At 49.7% G+C, this 15,301-nt stretch carries 13 protein-coding genes; all 13 read right to left on the bottom strand.

Features of this window, described 5'->3' with window-relative positions; translation table 11 throughout:
* Nucleotides 1–29: 29 nt before the first annotated feature.
* Nucleotides 30–2,504 (bottom strand): glycogen/starch/alpha-glucan phosphorylase, encoded by a 2,475-nt coding sequence (locus AC4IE7_RS04140; RefSeq protein ID WP_490775543.1) that lies wholly within the window; start codon nucleotides 2,502–2,504, stop codon nucleotides 30–32.
* Nucleotides 2,505–2,648: 144 nt separating this feature from the next.
* Nucleotides 2,649–3,038, bottom strand: coding sequence for a VanZ family protein (locus tag AC4IE7_RS04145; RefSeq protein WP_490775544.1), 390 nt, complete (start codon nucleotides 3,036–3,038; stop codon nucleotides 2,649–2,651).
* Nucleotides 3,028–4,326: a phosphoribosylamine--glycine ligase gene (gene purD / locus AC4IE7_RS04150; RefSeq protein WP_490775545.1), complete on the bottom strand. Its 1,299-nt coding sequence runs from the start codon at nucleotides 4,324–4,326 to the stop codon at nucleotides 3,028–3,030. The genes AC4IE7_RS04145 and purD overlap by 11 nt, the downstream gene beginning before the upstream one ends.
* Nucleotides 4,326–5,885, bottom strand: coding sequence for a bifunctional phosphoribosylaminoimidazolecarboxamide formyltransferase/IMP cyclohydrolase (purH, locus tag AC4IE7_RS04155; RefSeq protein ID WP_490775546.1), 1,560 nt, complete (start codon nucleotides 5,883–5,885; stop codon nucleotides 4,326–4,328). Before purH ends, purD begins: the two co-directional genes overlap by 1 nt.
* Before the next feature lie 187 nt (nucleotides 5,886–6,072).
* Complete coding sequence (gene fis / locus AC4IE7_RS04160) at nucleotides 6,073–6,369, bottom strand: DNA-binding transcriptional regulator Fis (RefSeq protein WP_490775547.1); 297 nt, start codon at nucleotides 6,367–6,369, stop codon at nucleotides 6,073–6,075.
* On the bottom strand, nucleotides 6,366–7,352 hold the full coding sequence (gene dusB, locus AC4IE7_RS04165) for a tRNA dihydrouridine synthase DusB (protein WP_490775548.1): 987 nt from the start codon (nucleotides 7,350–7,352) through the stop codon (nucleotides 6,366–6,368). Before dusB ends, fis begins: the two co-directional genes overlap by 4 nt.
* Nucleotides 7,353–7,740: 388 nt before the next feature.
* Entirely contained in the window at nucleotides 7,741–8,970 is a 1,230-nt protein-coding gene (locus tag AC4IE7_RS04170) for a DUF3426 domain-containing protein (protein WP_490775549.1), read from the bottom strand.
* Between the two features lie 115 nt (nucleotides 8,971–9,085).
* The gene (prmA, locus tag AC4IE7_RS04175) at nucleotides 9,086–9,964 is read right to left on the bottom strand and encodes a 50S ribosomal protein L11 methyltransferase (protein ID WP_490775550.1); all 879 of its coding nucleotides are present in this window, start codon (nucleotides 9,962–9,964) and stop codon (nucleotides 9,086–9,088) included.
* Nucleotides 9,965–9,983: 19 nt separating this feature from the next.
* Nucleotides 9,984–11,324: an acetyl-CoA carboxylase biotin carboxylase subunit gene (gene accC, locus AC4IE7_RS04180; protein WP_490775551.1), complete on the bottom strand. Its 1,341-nt coding sequence runs from the start codon at nucleotides 11,322–11,324 to the stop codon at nucleotides 9,984–9,986.
* Between the two features lie 8 nt (nucleotides 11,325–11,332).
* A complete protein-coding gene (gene accB, locus AC4IE7_RS04185) occupies nucleotides 11,333–11,794 on the bottom strand; it encodes an acetyl-CoA carboxylase biotin carboxyl carrier protein (RefSeq protein ID WP_490775552.1) in 462 nt (153 codons plus the stop codon).
* Between the two features lie 21 nt (nucleotides 11,795–11,815).
* Complete coding sequence (gene aroQ / locus AC4IE7_RS04190; RefSeq protein WP_490775553.1) at nucleotides 11,816–12,256, bottom strand: type II 3-dehydroquinate dehydratase; 441 nt, start codon at nucleotides 12,254–12,256, stop codon at nucleotides 11,816–11,818.
* Nucleotides 12,257–12,495: 239 nt separating this feature from the next.
* Nucleotides 12,496–14,799: a protein-disulfide reductase DsbD gene (locus AC4IE7_RS04195; RefSeq protein WP_490775554.1), complete on the bottom strand. Its 2,304-nt coding sequence runs from the start codon at nucleotides 14,797–14,799 to the stop codon at nucleotides 12,496–12,498.
* The gene (cutA, locus tag AC4IE7_RS04200) at nucleotides 14,778–15,107 is read right to left on the bottom strand and encodes a divalent-cation tolerance protein CutA (RefSeq protein WP_490775555.1); all 330 of its coding nucleotides are present in this window, start codon (nucleotides 15,105–15,107) and stop codon (nucleotides 14,778–14,780) included. Before cutA ends, AC4IE7_RS04195 begins: the two co-directional genes overlap by 22 nt.
* Nucleotides 15,108–15,301: the final 194 nt, after the last annotated feature.

Here is a 15,301-nt window from a genome sequence, read left to right on the forward strand (position 1 = left end):
ATGATAACAACTTTCGTATGCATTTCTGATTAACCCGACACTTGCTCCACCTGCCATATCTTACTGGCATATTCACTGATGGTGCGATCACTTGAGAAATAACCCATACGCGCGGTATTGAGTATTGCCATTCGGACCCAGGATGAGGGTTCCCGATAGATGCCATCTGCTTTATCACTGATGGACATATAGGTATCAAAATCGGCCAGGACTTTGAAATGGTCACTGCGCAGCAGGTTATCGGTGATCATGCGATAGCGGGAGGGTTCTTCAGGTGAGAAGAAACCGTTCGCGATCATATCGATGATGCGTTTTAGTCTGGGATCGGATTCATAGTATCTCTGTGGATGATAGCCTTGATGATTGAGCCGGGCGATATCATCAGTGGTGAGTCCGAATATAAAGATATTTTCATCTCCCACTTGCTCAAGCATCTCCACATTCGCACCATCCATAGTGCCCATGGTCAAGGCACCATTCAGCGCCAGCTTCATGTTGCCGGTTCCCGATGCCTCCATACCTGCGGTAGAGATCTGCTGTGACAGTTCAGCGGCGGGAATGATGTCGGTGGCGGTAGTGACATCGTAGTTGGGGATGAAGATGATCTTAAGGCGGTCGCTGACAGCGGGATCGTTGTCGATTACATCTGCAACATCATTGATCAGGCGTATGATCATTTTCGCCATACTGTAGCCAGGGGCTGCCTTACCACCAAAAAGAATGGTGCGGGGAACACAATCGATACCTGGATTATCGACCATTCGGTTGTAGAGTTCGATTGCGCGAAACAGATTCAGCAATTGGCGTTTGTATTCATGAATTCGCTTTACCTGGACATCGAACAGGGTAGTGGGATCGACCTGTTTATGCAGGTAGTACTCAATCAGGTTGGCCATGTGATCCTTGTTGGCCTTTTTGATATCAAGGAATTTGTCCTGGAAGCTGCTGTCCTGGGCGAATGCCTCAAGCTTTTTTACCTGGCTGAGATCCTTTATCCACTCGGGGCCGATAGCATCACTAATCAAAGATGAGAGTTTTCTATTAGAGAGGTATAACCAGCGACGAGGGGTGATGCCGTTGGTGATATTAATGATTTTGCCTGGATAGAATTGGTTGAACTCCTTGAAAGTCGACTCTCTCAATAGCTCACTGTGCATGGCAGAGACACCATTCACCTTGTGGCTGCCGATGATCGCCAGATGAGCCATGCGGATACGTCGCTCCCCACCTTCATCGATGATTGAGAGGCGGCGCAGGATATCCATGTCTCCAGGATGGAGGTGTCCCAGCACCAGCAGGAAGCGTCGATTGATTTCGAGAATCAGTTGCAAGTGGCGGGGAAGGAGTTCTTCAAGGATCTTCACCGGCCAGGTCTCCAGGGCCTCCGGCAGCAGGGTATGGTTGGTGTATGAGAAGACCCTGGTGGTGATCTCCCAGGCCGGTTGCCACTCCAGTTGATGCTTGTCCATCAGCAGTCGCATCATTTCCGGTATGGCAATGGCTGGATGGGTGTCATTGAGCTGGATGGCGACTTTGGATGGTAACTCCTTCAGATCTTCATGGTCTGTGAAGAAGCGTCGCAGGATGTCTTTCAGTGAGGCGCTGACGAAAAAGTACTGCTGCTTTAATCTAAGCAGCTTATTCATGGTGGAGCTGTCGTTGGGATAGAGTACTTTGGATATGTTTTCTGAGAAGGTCTTGCCGACTACCGCCTCTGTATACTCCCCCTGGTTGAACTGATTGAGGTCGAAGGCTTCGTGGGCCTTGGCGCTCCACAGGCGCAGATTGTTTACCGTATCATTCTGAAAACCGGGAATCGGGGTGTCGTAAGCCTGTGCGATAACAATGTCGCCATCGATCCAGTCGAAATGCTTACGGCCACTGCTATCCTGGTACTCCATGACCCGTCCGCCGAAGCGAATCCGGTAGGAGACTTCCGGACGTGGAAACTCCCACGGGTTATCATGCACCAGCCAGTTTTCCGGTAGCTCTACCTGGCTGCCATTCTCAATTTTCTGGCGGAACATGCCATATTCAAAACGGATGCCATAACCATAACCGGGAATATTCAGGCTCGCCATGGAATCGAGAAAACAGGCAGCAAGTCTTCCCAGGCCTCCGTTACCAAGGGCTGCGTCGTGTTCCAGGTTTCGCAGCTGTTCAAGTTCGATGCCCAGTTTGTGCAGCGCCTGGCCGCACGCATCGTAAATATCCATATTCAACAGGCTGTTGATCAGGCTGCGACCGATCAAGAACTCCATCGAGAGATAGTAGACACGCTTGGCATCGTGTTTGTAGTAGTTACGTTGTGTCTCCATCCAGCGTTCGATCAAGCGATCCCGAACCACATGACTGAATGCCATCATCCAATCGTGATCTGTTGCTGTGAATGGATCCTTGCCGATGGTGTAGACCAAATGGTTGGAGACTGACCTCTGAATTGCCTTAGGATCAGAGCCCAGGTAGTCATATTTAAAAGCACTGTGTTTAACGTCGCTGCTCATAACTGCCTGCTTGTTGTGTGGATTTATTGACTGATTTCGAGATCTCTCAATGAATATACCAATCCCTATAAGAATTATATTGGTTTTTGGGGTTGCTGTGGGTAAGTGTGAAAGATTGTGCGAGTGTTTTATTTAAGCCGTTTGTTATCTGAGTGATTTAAGCAACTTATGTCGCATAAACCAAGGAAGAAGTAGAGTGTAGAGAATTAGCCCAAAGGCGTCTGCTGACAGGTCAAAGAGAGAAAAGAGGCGATGGGGGAGAAAGGCCTGCACCACCTCAATGGCGAGACCGTAACCCAGAAGTAAAAAAAACTTTAACTGATTCCAAGGGGATTCAGGCCAGGAAAAGTCCGCCAGAAAAGCAAGGCAGAAAAAAGCGATTATGTGAGAGACTTTGTCATTCAGGCTGCTGACACCCGGTAGATCCAAAGGGGTGAAAGCCAGATAACTGATGACTGCTATTGAGACACCCAAGGCACCCCGAAACAGGGTGCGATGAGTAGAGTGTTTCCGACTGGGTTTTTCAACCGCCATCAGCAGCCTTTTCCCGGGCAATGGCCCGGTAGGCTATATCAGAGCGGAAGTAGATATCCTGCCATTGAATTGTACGGGTGAGCCGATAGGCGTCCTCCTGGGCTTGGGTAACACTCTCTCCCAGAGCCGTGGCACAGAGCACTCGCCCACCTGCAGTCAGAACTTTATCACCATCCAGGCGAGTGCCTGCGTGAAACACTTTCTGATCACTTGATGACGATTCAGACAGTCCGGTAATGGTTAGGCCTTTGTCGTAGCTTCCTGGATAACCTCCTGCCGCCAGGACGATGCCAACCGATGCACGGGGATCCCAGACAGTTGTTTCCTGATCCAGCTCTCCTTGCAGAGCGGCGAGACAGTGTTTGACCAGGTCAGAACGCATGCGCAACATAATGGGTTGTGTTTCCGGATCTCCAAAGCGACAGTTGAATTCAATCACTTTAGGGGTGCCATCGGCAGTGATCATCAGGCCGGCGTACAGAAAGCCGGTATAGGGTAACCCTTCATCCGCCATACCCTTGATGGTTGGATAGATGACCTCATCCATAATGCGCTTCTCAACGCTATCGGTAACTACCGGCGCAGGTGAGTAGGCACCCATACCACCGGTATTGAGGCCCGTATCACCATCACCGATTCGCTTATGGTCCTGGCTGGTGGCCATGGGCAGGACATGTGTGCCATCAGCCATGACAATAAAGCTTGCCTCCTCGCCCTCGAGGTACTCCTCAATAACCACCCGATGGCCAGCTTCCCCAAAAGCGTTGCCGGCAAGCATGTCACGTACTGCAGACTCGGCGGTCTCCATCTCCATGGCGACGATGACCCCTTTACCTGCAGCCAGACCGTCGGCTTTGATTACAATGGGTGCGCCACATTGATGTAGATAATCCAAAGCGGGATCTATCTCAGTAAAGGTCTGATAGTCAGCAGTGGGGATTTTATGGCGAGCGAGGAAATCCTTGGTAAAAGATTTTGAGCCTTCAAGCTGAGCAGCGCCCTGTGAGGGTCCAAAACAGCGCAAGCCGGCCTTCTGGAAGGCGTCGACTATACCCATTACGAGGGGTACTTCAGGCCCTACGATGGTCAGGCCAACTTGATTCTGCCTGGCAAAGTCCACCAGTTGGTCAAGGGCCTCTACGCCAATCTCTACATTCTCAAGTTTATCTTCCAGCGCAGTACCAGCATTACCTGGGGCTACAAACACCTTCTCTGCCAGGGGAGATTGTGCAGCTTTCCAAGCAAGGGCGTGTTCTCGGCCGCCCGAACCGATTACCAGTATATTCATCAGTGACGGAAATGACGCATGCCAGTGAATACCATCGCCATGTTGTGCTCGTCAGCTGCAGCGATGGCTTCGTCATCACGCATAGAGCCACCGGGTTGAATGACTGCGACAATGCCAGCTTCGGCAGCATTGTCTATACCATCGCGGAAAGGAAAGAAGGCATCAGATGCCATCACCGAGCCTTTGACTTCCAGCTTGGCATGTTCTGCTTTTATTGCTGCGATGCGTGCAGAGTTAACCCGGCTCATCTGTCCTGCGCCCACGCCAATGGTCATGCCGTCACGGCCATAGACAATTGCGTTGGACTTGACATATTTAGCGACTCTCCAGGTAAACAGAAGATCTTGCATCTCTTGTTCAGTAGGCTGTCTTTTAGTGACAATCTTAATCTCTTGTGTCAATTGCAGATCGGCATCTTGAACCAGTAAGCCGCCGTTGACACGTTTGTACTCAGTACGATGCACAGATTCGCTGAGCCACTCACCACAGGCCAGTAGGCGAACGTTCTTTTTACTGCTTACCGCTTCGACTGCAGCAGCAGAGACCTTGGGGGCAATAATCACTTCTACGAATTGCCGCTCAACAATGGCTTTTGCTGTATCCCCATCCAATTCACCATTGAAGGCGATAATTCCGCCAAAGGCCGATTCAGGATCGGTGCTATAGGCGCGGTCATAGGCCTCAAGCAGATTTTTACCATAGGCGACACCGCAGGGATTGGCATGCTTGACGATGACGCAGGCCGGGCCTTCATCAAAGCTCTTAACACACTCCAAAGCTGCATCGGTATCGCCGATGTTGTTATATGAGAGTGCTTTGCCTTGTAGTTGAGTAGCTGTGGCAACACTCGCTTCCTCAATATTGTGTTCAACAAAGAAAGCGGCTTTCTGGTGGGGATTTTCACCATAGCGCATGGTTTGACTCTGTTTGAACTGTAACGATAGCGTACGAGGAAAATCAATCACCTCACCCTCAGTTCTGGCACCAAGATAGTTGGCGATTGCACCATCATAGCGAGCGGTGTGTTCAAAGGTTTTGACTGCCAGGTCAAAGCGGGTGGAGTCACCTACCTGATTGTCATTAGCCGCCATTTCGTCGTTGATTCTCTGGTAGTCAGATGCATCTACAACGACAGTGACATCTTTATGATTCTTTGCCGCCGCTCTGAGCATGGTTGGGCCGCCGATGTCGATATTTTCAATCGCGGTGGGCAGATCGCAATCCGGTTTTGCCACAGTCTCTTCAAATGGATAGAGGTTAACCACGATCAGATCGATCTGACCAATGCCGTTCTCCTTCATTACGCCATCATCGGTACCACGGCGACCAAGGATTCCGCCATGGATTTTTGGATGTAGAGTCTTGACTCTGCCATCCATCATTTCCGGGTAGCCTGTATATTCTGATACCTCGATAACAGGCACATCATTTTGGGTAAGTAGTTTTGCGGTGCCTCCAGTGGAGAGTATTTCCACATTTTTTTCTGCCAGATTGCGGGCGAATTCAACAATCCCCGTCTTGTCTGAGACACTGATCAGTGCGCGTTTTATCGATGCCATGAGTGATACCGTTGGTTGTTATTTAGAAATATTGTTTGGTCACGTTAAAAAAAATCACTATGAAGGGAATCTACAATTAAATCTGTCGGATGCTTCAATGATTTGATATGACGTAAATGATCGTTTTGGCCTGATCTGCAAAGTAGTCAGATATAGCCGCTTAATTCACATAAGATGATTCTGAAGTTCAATCAAGGTCGTACTGGGAAAGTTTCTTGCGCAAGGTGCTGCGACTGATGCCCAGGATGGTGGCAGCTTGTGTCTGATTCCCGCCGGTATGCTTCATGACACTTTCAAGTAGTGGCGCTTCAACCTCATTCATTACCAACCGATAAAGATTGTTGGCACCATGTCCGTCTAAATTACTAAAGTAGCGCTGCATGGCGTCGCTGACACACTGTCGCAAGGGTTCAGATTTTTTGCTGTGAGTAACTGTCAGATACTCTTCGCTTTGTTGGTCAGGTAGAGCCGCTTCAATCATCATGCTGCCAGGTCCCTTTTGTTATACAGGAACTCAAAATATTCCTGAATTGCCTGCATTTGCTCTGCAGGTGATTCTGAATAGTTTATTTTGTTCCTGAAAACGGCGCCTTCAGGGCGCCCTTTGCTGTACCAGGCGATATGTTTGCGGGCAATGCGAACGCCAAGGTACTCCCCATAAAATAGATGCAACTGCTGGACATGTTTGGTAAGGATGCCAGCAACCCATTCGAGTTCCGGTTCAGGCAATAGCCTGCCGGTTTTTAAATAGTTGTCGATCTCGTTAAAGATCCAGGGGCGTCCTTGCGCAGCGCGGCCAATCATTAGGGCGTCAGCGCCTGTTCTTTCAAATACCTCCGCAGCCTTATGCGGGGAATCAATATCTCCATTTGCAATAACCGGTATGGTTATCATCTGTTTAATCTGTCTAATGGTCTCATACTCGGCATGACCTGAAAATTTGCAGGCTCGAGTACGGCCATGAATGCTCAATGCCTGGATGCCAGCATCTTCGGCTATCTCGGCAATTCGTAGACCATTTCTGTTTTGTGGATCACTGCCGGTACGTATTTTAAGGGTGACCGGGACATCCACAGCATCAACAGTCGCTTTTAGTATTTCAGCGACCAGTGGTTCATCCTCAAGCAGTGCAGAGCCGGCGGCACGTTTACATACTTTTTTTGCTGGACAACCCATATTGATGTCGATGATCTGGGCGCCCATCTCTACATTGGCGCAGGCGGCCCGAGCCATCATCTCAGGATCAGAGCCTAAAATCTGTACGCTGATTGGTGCATCCTCACCTTCGTGGTCTAGTCTCCTTACGCTTTTTTTAGTACCCCATAAGGACGCATCGGCAGAGATCATCTCTGACACGGCAACACCTGCACCCAGACTTCTGCATAGTTGTCTGAACGGCCTGTCCGTTACGCCTGCCATCGGCGCTAAGAACAGATTATTTGCAATTTTATAGGGCCCAATGCGCATTTAAATCGCCCCTCTTAGAGGGCTTTTCACAGGATAAGGAGGGGTTGGGATACTACCCGTAAATCGGGGTGGAAGCAAAGGCAAAATCGAGTTGAATTGATCCAGTGCAGGGGTTCGAAAGAGATGAAACTTGTGAATCGGCTGGAAGGGTGTTGAGTAAGCTATTCAATCTCCTTTAGATATATAGGCTGAAGAGGATGAAAATGAATATACATTTAAAATGTAAACTTTTTTGAGAAGTAAATTCCCTGATTGTGATGTCGTTTTTAATTCAAACCAGGGTTGGTGAAAGTTTAGGGTTGTCTTATTTATTACAAGCCGACGACATATTCAGTTGCCGGGTTAATAAAATGGTCAAGTACTAATGGAGGTTATGAGTCAATCGAATTTAAAGAAACTCAAATTTAAAACCAGTGACCTCTTTGCCGGGATCGACCAGTTCAAGATCGATTTGGATCGGTTTCAGTTTGGGCATCAACTCATCTGTTCCGGTATATGCTGGGCGATATTGAGACGTGCTAAAAGTTCGACGCGCGATGAGTGCCCCCATATCGTTGAACAGGCTTAGTTGAAGTTTAGGAAAGGGTTGTTGAAACGGTGCGGTATTGACTATCTCAAGACGCATGGAAAGCGTATTCTCTTTTTCAGGGTGAGCGCTTAACGAGCGCTCGGTAACCAGTATCTTACTTCTGTCTTTTCGCTGCGGTGTGGTGCAGCCGGCAACAGTGCAAACAACATCCAATAGTTGTCTGCCTGTTTCATGATGTATCAGGTTATCCCGATACTGCCATGCCATCTGCCCGCATAGCGGTATCAACAATAGCAATGATCCGATGGTCCAGAAGATGGAGGCGCCGTTTGAATCTGCTTCCTCATCATCCTGAGCTTCAAAAGTGAAGGGTAACTCCTTCTCAATTTGATCCTCGATGTTTCGGAGCTCCTCTTCCACCGACTCAATTGGCGGCTCTTCCTCTGCCAACTCACTGCTATCCGTATCGCCTTGACGTTCAGCTTCAAGTTCACTGCTATCATTGATCAGGCTATCCGATGACGCTTCATATTTATGATGAGACTCGGGGATGTCCAGCTCGATAATCTCAGCAAGGCTGGAATTCGGGTGTTCACTGTCGAGGAGTAATGAAGCCGAGTCCTTGTCCAGTAATTCAGACATTTGGGATTCTGAGCCGGAGGCGAAGTAGTCAGGCTCTGTCTCCAGACCATCATTCACTTCATAGAGATACGGGTTGCTACTCTCTTCCAGTAAGCCTGGTTCGTCGCTCTCCAAATTTGAATCATCTGAAAATGGAGGAACAGGGGATGAGTCATCTGCTAGATCATCAAGTGACCTCTCAACTTCACTGTCATTGATCAGTGCTGAGTCATGATCATGTTGTTGGGGTGGGTAGTAGAGGAGTTGATCATCTGAGACACGCTCTTCATCTGTCGCGACATCCACTATCTCTTCTTGATTGCTGAATGGTTTCGGAGTTTCTTGAAGGGTCTCCAATGCATTGAAGATCTGGTTGCACTGACAGCATCTGACCTGACCCTCGGCGGCCTTGAGTTGCTCCGAGTTGATGCGGAACAGAGTTAAGCAGTGTGGACACTGGGTAAACATGTGTTGAATATCGGTCAGTTACTTAGGGCCTGTTAAGCCTACGTTAGACTGTACTAAAATCCTAGGCAAGTCTTAACCTCTTTTGTCCCTAGGAATTATTTATTAGCGGGGCCTTTTAGTGCTTAGTACCGCTGATCAGGATCCACTCCTCTCGTTGTTTGACAGGTGAGAGCTCAGCAAAAGCCTGATAGTGATTGCCAACTTCATCCGCCTGTTCAGCAAGGATTCCCGAAAGGGCAAACTCTCCACCTGAATTGATGCATTCAGCCAAATGCGATGCAAGCTCTATCAGGGGGCCAGCAAGAATATTGGCTACCAGGTAATCGGCACTTAGTTTTGGTGCCTCTTCAGGCAGAAAGGTGGACAATCGTTCAGCAACCCCATTTTTCTCTGCATTATCCTGACTGGCCTGAAGTGCCTGATGGTCGTGATCGATGGCTATCACCGAAGCAGCGCCTAATTTAAGTGCGGCGATGGCGAGAATTCCCGATCCACAACCATAATCAATGACTCTCTTGCCATTAAGTGGCTGGCCATCCAGCCATTCAAGACAGAGTGCAGTAGTGGGATGGGTTCCTGTGCCAAATGCCAGCCCGGGATCCAATTGAATGACTATGCTATCGGGTTGTTTAATGGTCTCCCCTACTGGACAGACCCATAAGCGTTGACCGAAAGACATGGGTTTGAAGTGCTCCAGCCAGACCCGTTCCCAAATACGGTCTTCAATCCGTTCCCAGTGAAGCCGCCTTACAAGTGGTTCACTGAGTGCCTCAGTCAGCGCGAGTTGCAGTTGTTGCTGGTCCTGTTCACCCTCGAAAAGCGCTGTTACCCGGGTATGCTGCCATAGCTGCTCTGTCTCTGGCGGAATCTCCAGAAGTGGTTGGTCTCCTGCATCGCCCAGGGTGACTGAGAGAGCGCCAAGGTTTTCAAAGACCAATTCAAGGATTGGTGCTTGATCCTCATCGGTATCAAGTGAGAGTTGAAGCCAGGACATGATTGTTTACTGACCAGGATTATAACCCCAGCTTTTTTTCCAAATAGTGGATGTTGGCACCACCAGCATTGAATGCGCTGTCTTTCATGATGTCGAGGTGCAGGGGTATATTGGTTTTGATACCACTGATCACCATCTCATGAAGTGCAATACGCATACGTGCAATAGCAGACGCACGATCCTCACCATGGGCAATCAGTTTGCCGATCATCGAATCGTAGTAGGGTGGAACCTTATATCCGTTATAGATATGCGTATCGACCCGAATACCTGGGCCGCCTGGTGTGTGCAGTTGGGTAATGGTGCCAGGGCTGGGCATGAAATTAACAGGATCTTCCGCGTTGATACGACACTCAACAGCATGACCTTCGAGTTTGATGTCGCTCTGCTTGAATCGCAAAGGCTCACCTGCAGCGATGAGTATCTGTTCTTTAACGATATCGACGCCGGTAATCAGCTCAGTGACAGGATGCTCAACCTGAACACGGGTATTCATTTCGATGAAGTAGAATTCGCCATCCTCGTAGAGAAATTCGAAAGTGCCTGCTCCGCGATAGCCAATCTGGCGGCACGCCTCTGCACAGCGTTCGCCGACATCCCTGCGTTGCTGTTCGGTGATACCAGGGGCTGGTGCCTCCTCGACCACCTTTTGGTGACGGCGCTGCATCGAGCAATCACGCTCACCCAGATGAATGGCGTTTCCGTGAGTATCAGATAGTACCTGGAACTCTACATGGCGTGGATTTTCAAGAAACTTCTCCATATAGACTGTCGCATTGCCAAATGCAGCATCAGCTTCAGCCTTGGTCATTGCTACGGCATTCAGCAGGGTGGCTTCACTGTGCACGACACGCATGCCGCGTCCACCACCACCACCAGCCGCTTTTATGATGACCGGGTAGCCTATATCATTTGCCAGTTCTCTGGTGCGCTTGGAGTTGCTGTCCAGTGGGCCATTGGAGCCGGGTACTGTTGGTACCTTGGCTTCTATCATGGCATCGATGGCTGCGACTTTATCGCCCATGACACGAATAGTCTCAGCTTTGGGGCCGATGAAGATGAAGCCGCTGTTCTCAACCCGCTCTGCAAAATCTGCATTCTCGGAGAGGAAGCCATATCCAGGATGGATTGCAACTGAGTCTGTTACTTCGGCGGCGCTGATTATTGCAGGCACATTGAGGTAACTTTCACTGGAAGGTGCGGGTCCTATGCAGACTGATTCATCAGCAAGCAGTACGTGCTTGAGGTCCCGGTCAGCTTCGGAATGAACGGCAACAGTCTTGATACCCAGCTCTTTACAGGCTCGTAGAATGCGAAGTGCAATTTCACCACGATTGGCGATTACAATCTTGTCTATCATGGTTTCACTCAATCAATGATGTAAAGGGGTTCGTTATATTCCACCGGCTGGCCGTTATCGAGCAGTATTTTCCTTACTGTTCCCGCTTTGTCTGATTCAATCTGATTCAGAATCTTCATCGCTTCGATGATGCATAGGGTGTCACCCACAGCAACCTGCTGACCCTCTTCAACAAAAGGCTTACTGCCTGGTGAAGGTGAGCGGTAGAAGGTGCCTACCATTGGCGAGCGTACCGCATGTCCCTGGATCTCTGCAGCACTCTCTTCTACTGGTGGAGCTGAAGCGGCGGGCAAGGGAGATTGAGCTTGTTGAGGCGCAGCAACAGGGGCAACTGCAGGTGCCGCCATTGTCATGGGTATGGAGTTGTTGCGGCTGATTCTGACCGACTCCTCACCCTCGTGGATTTCAATCTCCGCAACATCCGACTCCTCAAGCAATTCAATTAATTTTTTTACTTTGCGAATATCCATGATGTTCTGTCTCTAGATTGTTTATTTGTTGAGCCGCGTAGCAGCGGCTTGCAATGCAAGTTCATATCCCTGAGCGCCCAGGCCGACGATGACACCTTCGGCTTTGTCAGAAAAATAGGAGTGTCTGCGGAACTCCTCTCTGGCGTGTACATTTGAGAGATGAACTTCGATATAGGGTATGCCTGTTCCCAGAAGGGCGTCCCGTAAGGCAATACTGGTATGGGTGAAGGCGGCTGGATTGATGATAATGAAAGCCACCTCATTCTCGTAAGCCTGATGTATCCAGGTCAGTAACTCATGCTCAGCATTGCTTTGACGGAAGTCGATCTCATGGCCTAACGATTTGGCTATGGACTCCAGGTGTTGGCTTATCTCATTCAAAGACTCATGACCGTAGTGATTGGGTTCACGAACGCCAAGTAGATTCAGATTGGGGCCATTGAGTATCAGAATGGTCGCCATAATTCTGCTGTCCCGGACAATGAGTTGCGAAGTAAACCGCTCTTTTTATTCCCAATTTCTGTGCATGGGAAGTGATTCGGCGGTGTTTGAATAAGATTCGACTAATTTTGCAAGATAAGCGCGGTTTTGTCCAGTTTCAATGCAGAACTTATCAAGATCGTTACAGTTTGTCAGTGTATAAATGAGATATTTCGGCTTTTCAGGGAGATCCTGCACCAATAAGGTGCAGGTTTTTTACGCTATTGAATGGCCCTTTGCACATGCTCTGCAAACTCGTCCGCTGGCTTGAAACCCACGACACGGAAGGCTTTGCGCTCTTGGCCATCCGCCCCGTAAAAGATGATTGCCGGTGGGCCTGGCAGACCGAAATGTTCTTGCAGCAAAGCTTTGTCCGTATCGTCGTTTGCAGTCACATCCGCTTGCAGTAGAACTGTATTCGAGAGCGCGCTAATCACATCTGAATCACTGAATGTATATTTTTCCATCTCCTTGCATGAGACACACCAATCCGCATAGAAATCGAGCATCACCGGTTTGCCTGCTGCAGAAGCAGAATCAACCTCCCGTTGAAGATCTTCGAGACTCTTGATTCGTTTGAAGGTCAGTTCCTGATGGGCTGATCCCGAGCCGCCAGCCATCACAATGCCCCTCAAGGGTTGCACCGTATCCTTGCCACCTGCAGCTGCGCCGACAAGCATCAAAGTACCGTAGACGAGAAACACGAAGCCCACGCCTTTCCAGAGTTTCTGCCACCCGCTGGCTTCAATTTCCAGGTTACGCAAGGCGCCCATATAGATCGCGGAGATGATCAGAAGAAGGCCCCAAAGCACCATTGCTATTTCTGCAATAATTATGCGTTCCAGCATAACGATGGCAACGCCCAGCAGGGCAACGCCGAATACCGCCTTCACTGCATCCATCCAGCCTCCGGCTCTGGGTAGGAGTTTCCCGGCAGATGTGCCGATGGCAATCACCGGTGCGCCCATACCCATGCTCAGGGCAAACAGCGCCAGACCACCGAGCAAGGCATCGCCTGTCTGTCCAATATAGATCAAGGCGCCTGCCAGGGGTGGGGCGACGCAGGGGCCGACGATCAGGGCGGACAGGAAACCCATAATGGCCACACCAACCAGGGATCCCCCCTGCTGTTTATTGCTCACTTCGGTGAGCCTGCTCTGCAGGCTGCTGGGCAGTTGCAGATCGTAAAATCCAAACATCGAGAGTGCGAGTAGTACAAATACCAGGGCGAAGCTGGAAAGAATCCAGGGATTCTGAAAATAGGCCTGAAGATTCTCTCCAAACAGTCCGGCCAGAACCCCGGCAAAAGTATATGTCACTGCCATTGAGAGGACATAGACCAGTGACAGTGTAAATGCCTTTTTAGTTGTGATCTGATCACCATGACCTGCGATGATGCCCGATAGGATTGGGATCATTGGAAAGATGCAGGGGGTGAACGCCAAACCCAGTCCAAGCAGGAAAAATACGCCAACAATCACCAGCGTGGAGTTTCCTTTCAGGGTATTGGTGATCTCATCGGTTTCCGATTGGGCTGGTGCCTGGGTTGTTGAGGATGATCTACTGCTCAGGGCAGTGGTTGACGCTTCAGCCTGGGCCACTGATATACCAGGCAGACTGAGTGTGAACTGCTTGCTGATTGGTGGGTAGCAGACTCCGATCTCGGCGCATCCCTGATAGTTGGCTTCAACTACGATCTCTCCAGCATCGACGCTGCTTCGCACCAATGGCACAGTCAAGTCAACTTCGTTGTGGTAGACCGCGACATCCCCGAAGGAGCCGTCCGGTCGGATAGAGTCTTGTTTGATCTCTGCTTCTGGTAGATCGATCTGCCCGAGCAGCGCTGTCTCATTCTGCTTCAGGGAGAGTCTTATCTTATCCTGATAGAGATAGGTACCGTCTGCAATGGACCAGTAGAGTCGTATATGTGTGCCATCTTCGACTGAAGCGGTAAGTTTGTAGGCTTCATCGGGTTCGAGCAATTCATCCTCTTCGCTATTGTCGAACAAGGGAGCAGGGTCACTATCTCCAAGCAAGGCGAGTGGGTCATTGGTCTCGGCAGCGGCAGCATCCTCTGCTATCGGCAGCAGCGCCAGTCGGACCTCCTGCATATGAGGAGGAAAGCAGATGCCCTGATCGGCGCAGCCCTGAGAGCGGGCTTTCAGAAGCAGGGTTTCCGGGGCGCCCTGGATGCGTTTGATCGGAATCTCAGCAACGGCTTTATTGCGATAGATCGCCACTTCCCCAAAGAATTCGTCCTGTTTGATTTTTGCCTTGGAGAGGCTGGCTTCGCCCAATTCGATGCCGATGGATTCTGTATCAAAAGAGATCTTATCCCGATACATGTAGTAGTCATCAGCAATAAGCCATTCGACTCTGAGTGAGTCCGGCGTGAGGCTCTCTGCAGATATCTGGAAAGCCTGATCCGGCATCAGCAGGTCATCTTCATTCCACTCAGCCAGAGTTGTGCCTGCCAGCCCTGTTAGCAGCAACAGCAGGGCAATTAATTTGTTTGGTTTGTGCATCTTTCCACCCAGGTTATATAGTCATCCAGCCCCTGCTCTACAGGGACTGCGATGATTTCCGGAAGTTCATAGGGATGTTCCGCCCGGAGTGCCGACTCACATGCCTGGTAGCGATCTTTTGTTGTTTTTATGAATAACTGGATTTCGTCAGACTGTTCGGTTTTACCCTGCCACTTATAGATTGAAGTGATCGGCGCAGATAAATTGACACAGGCGACTAACCCCTGTTCTACCAGTGTTCCTGCAAGACGCTCGGCTGTCCCGCGGTCGGGGGCGGTGCAGAGTATCAGGAGGAGTGGTGTAGGCATCCGCGAAAAATACACTATCCGGGTTCAGCAAGCAAAGTTTGAACTGGTGATCTGTATAGGCTTTCGGGAGCCACTTTTATGATGATAAAACCATAATTTATATATGGAAAATGCTCTATTCAGGGAGCTGTTAGATGATTCTGGAGGGTGATTTCTATGTAATTAACCCAGCTGCAGGGTCGAAATATCTTGAT

This window comes from Candidatus Thiodiazotropha sp. AKAK3, assembly GCF_058244645.1.

What these genes read in the sequence shown, in the direction of transcription:
- accB (WP_490775552.1), bottom strand. Translation starts at nt 11,794, where the DNA reads ATGGATATTCGCAAAGTAAAAAAATTAATTGAATTGCTTGAGGAGTCG.
- prmA (WP_490775550.1), bottom strand. Translation starts at nt 9,964, where the DNA reads ATGTCCTGGCTTCAACTCTCACTTGATACCGATGAGGATCAAGCACCA.
- cutA (WP_490775555.1), bottom strand. Translation starts at nt 15,107, where the DNA reads ATGCCTACACCACTCCTCCTGATACTCTGCACCGCCCCCGACCGCGGG.
- accC (WP_490775551.1), bottom strand. Translation starts at nt 11,324, where the DNA reads ATGATAGACAAGATTGTAATCGCCAATCGTGGTGAAATTGCACTTCGC.
- fis (WP_490775547.1), bottom strand. Translation starts at nt 6,369, where the DNA reads ATGATGATTGAAGCGGCTCTACCTGACCAACAAAGCGAAGAGTATCTG.
- purH (WP_490775546.1), bottom strand. Translation starts at nt 5,885, where the DNA reads ATGGCATCGATAAAACGCGCACTGATCAGTGTCTCAGACAAGACGGGG.
- AC4IE7_RS04170 (WP_490775549.1), bottom strand. Translation starts at nt 8,970, where the DNA reads ATGTTTACCCAGTGTCCACACTGCTTAACTCTGTTCCGCATCAACTCG.
- dusB (WP_490775548.1), bottom strand. Translation starts at nt 7,352, where the DNA reads ATGCGCATTGGGCCCTATAAAATTGCAAATAATCTGTTCTTAGCGCCG.
- AC4IE7_RS04140 (WP_490775543.1), bottom strand. Translation starts at nt 2,504, where the DNA reads ATGAGCAGCGACGTTAAACACAGTGCTTTTAAATATGACTACCTGGGC.
- aroQ (WP_490775553.1), bottom strand. Translation starts at nt 12,256, where the DNA reads ATGGCGACCATTCTGATACTCAATGGCCCCAATCTGAATCTACTTGGC.
- AC4IE7_RS04145 (WP_490775544.1), bottom strand. Translation starts at nt 3,038, where the DNA reads ATGGCGGTTGAAAAACCCAGTCGGAAACACTCTACTCATCGCACCCTG.
- purD (WP_490775545.1), bottom strand. Translation starts at nt 4,326, where the DNA reads ATGAATATACTGGTAATCGGTTCGGGCGGCCGAGAACACGCCCTTGCT.
- AC4IE7_RS04195 (WP_490775554.1), bottom strand. Translation starts at nt 14,799, where the DNA reads ATGCACAAACCAAACAAATTAATTGCCCTGCTGTTGCTGCTAACAGGG.